This is a genomic window from Phyllobacterium sp. P5_D12 (genome assembly GCF_054049495.1).
Genome location: NZ_JBFUMG010000657.1, coordinates 1 through 2,268, shown reverse-complemented (window position 1 = coordinate 2,268; position 2,268 = coordinate 1). Strand labels below are relative to the sequence as shown.

Here is a 2,268-nt window from a genome sequence, read left to right as displayed (position 1 = left end):
GGATTTGGTTTTGGTCGTTCCCAAACCGGTTTCCCGCGACCTTCACCCCGCCGTGAGCGCTTTTTTCACTTTCGCCGGCGCCTTGGCATGCCAGGCAAGTTTGATGCGATGGCCAAGTTCCGCATCGGAAACAGCCTCCAGATGCATCAGGATGTAGGGCCAGCCTTTGTAGTGGTCGATCTCGAAATAGATATTCGGAACGCTCTCCATCAGCAGCGGTTTCTCCTCCAGCGGGCAATGGATTGCAAAGGTCTCCCAATCTTTCATACGCCCGATGAACAAGGTCTTCACCTTCAACGAGGGTGTGCCATGGGTTGTGCGGCGCACAAGCTCGGGCAAGTGCAGCGATTCGGCGATTGTCCAGATACGCTCAAATGATTCATCGAGCGAATTGGTCATGATTTGTAAAACACCTGCCGCACGTCGATATATTCGGAACGAAACCCCGCCTCGCAGTAAAACAGGTAGAACTCCCAGAGCTTTTTGAAGCGGCCATCGAAGCCGAGATTGCGCAGCTGGTCCCACGAACCCCAGAAGCGCTCGCGCCATTCGGCCAGCGTGCGGGCGTAATCCTGCGGGAAGATATTTTCGCGGTAGAGGTCGAGGCCGAACTCCTTGCCCAGGCTTTTCAGCCTCTCCGGTGTTGGCAGCATTCCGCCCGGGAAGACATAGCGTTGGATAAAATCCGGCCGTTTACGATAGCGATCGAAGCTCTTGTCATTAATGGTGATGATCTGCATGCCAGCACTGCCGCCCGGATTGAGGCAATCCTTGACCTTGCCGAAGAACACCGGCCAGTATTTCTCGCCAACCGCTTCGAACATCTCGATCGAGGCGATGTGGTCATACTTGCCGGTCTCGTCGCGATAATCCTGAAATTTGATTTCGGCCATGCCGGAAAGCCCGGCCTTTTCGATGCGCTGCGTCGCATAGTCGAATTGCTCGCGGCTGATGGTCAGCCCGGTGACATGTGCGCCGATCTCACGCGCTGCATATTCAGCAAAACCGCCCCAGCCGCAGCCGATCTCCAAAACCCGCGACCCAGCGGTGATGCCGATATTGTTGGCGAGCGCCCGGTATTTGGCGGTCTGGGCGGCTTCGAGATCATTGACGCCTTCAGCGAAGAGCGCCGAGGAATAGGTCATCGTCGGATCGAGCCATTCCCGGTAGAAGGCATTGCCGAGATCGTAATGTGCCGAGATATTCTTGCGTGACCTGACCCTCGTATTGTCGTTCAGCCAATGGCGCAGGCGTTGTACGGTGTTGATAAACCAGTTGGATCCGCCGGCAAGGTCTTCACCCACCTCTTCATTGACGACGAAGAGCTCGAGAAAAGTAGTCACATCGGGGCTATCCCAATCGCCGTCCATATAGGATTCGGCAACGCCGATGGTGCCGCCTGCAAAGGCTCTGCCCGGCAAGTTCCAGTTGTGAAGCACAACCGAGGCATCGGGGCCTTGCTGACGCCCACCCACCTTGAAGACGTTCCGGTCGGGCGTGGTGATGGTCAAGGTGCCTCGTGGCAGGTGCGCTGCAGCGCGCAACGCCGCCTGTGCCTTGAGCGGCAGGCCCTTCAGCACCGCGCTGACATTGTCCGGTGTCAGAAATCTCGTCTGGGTCACCGCATCCCCGGGTATCGTCTCATTCAGCATCTGTTCAATCGTCCCGCACCCCTTGGGCCATTATTCACGGGAATGTCACAAATGTTCAAGTTGATTTTTGCAAGGCAGCGTTTTCGAATAACTGAAATAAAGCACCTTGCGTTTGCAATTGATGATTGAACATCAGGCCACGCGATATGGTGAAACTGCACCCGATTTTTGATCTCCGTCATGCGTCGATACGGCACCCGTCATGAGTATGGTGCTGGAGACTCACATGAAACGTTCTAGACAATAGACTAAAGTATAATATCCAGAAACACGCAGAAGTTGTTATGTGTTTATTTGGTAACAGGCGCCAGATGATTTTCAACAAAAATTGGATTTACTTCGCATTTTGACCGGAACGCTTCTTGACCTGAAACATGCTGGCTTCGGGAACGGCGTCGGCGCTGAATACGACTTGCACCTTCAGCAAATCTGGCGGCCTCGATTTCGGCGGTCTGGATCCGCTGACGAATCGCAACTATAGCGATGAGATGAAGATAGACGTCGGCTGTGACACTGACGTGATCGTTGACGTCTTGAGTATATTTGCACCGAAGGTCCGCGTATGGATGTCCCTCAGCGAGGGTACTGGAATGACCGGAAAGGTGCGGCACATGAA

Annotated in this window: 3 protein-coding genes; 1 reads left to right on the top strand and 2 read right to left on the bottom strand. The window is 54.6% G+C overall.

Going from position 1 to position 2,268, the window contains the following annotated elements; translation table 11 throughout:
• Positions 1-42 precede the first annotated feature (42 nt).
• Entirely contained in the window at positions 43-399 is a 357-nt protein-coding gene (locus tag ACXJ5O_RS24865) for an MmcQ/YjbR family DNA-binding protein (protein ID WP_457302239.1), read from the bottom strand.
• Complete coding sequence (locus tag ACXJ5O_RS24860; RefSeq protein WP_457302238.1) at positions 396-1,652, bottom strand: class I SAM-dependent methyltransferase; 1,257 nt, start codon at positions 1,650-1,652, stop codon at positions 396-398. The genes ACXJ5O_RS24865 and ACXJ5O_RS24860 overlap by 4 nt, the downstream gene beginning before the upstream one ends.
• Before the next feature lie 374 nt (positions 1,653-2,026).
• Here ACXJ5O_RS24860 and ACXJ5O_RS24855 point away from each other — a divergent pair.
• Positions 2,027-2,268: hypothetical protein (locus ACXJ5O_RS24855; RefSeq protein WP_457302237.1), on the top strand; the 242-nt coding region annotated here is incomplete at its 3' end.

Coding starts and splice junctions, on each gene's coding strand:
- ACXJ5O_RS24860 (WP_457302238.1), bottom strand. CDS start 1,652: ATGCTGAATGAGACGATACCCGGGGATGCGGTGACCCAGACGAGATTT.
- ACXJ5O_RS24865 (WP_457302239.1), bottom strand. CDS start 399: ATGACCAATTCGCTCGATGAATCATTTGAGCGTATCTGGACAATCGCC.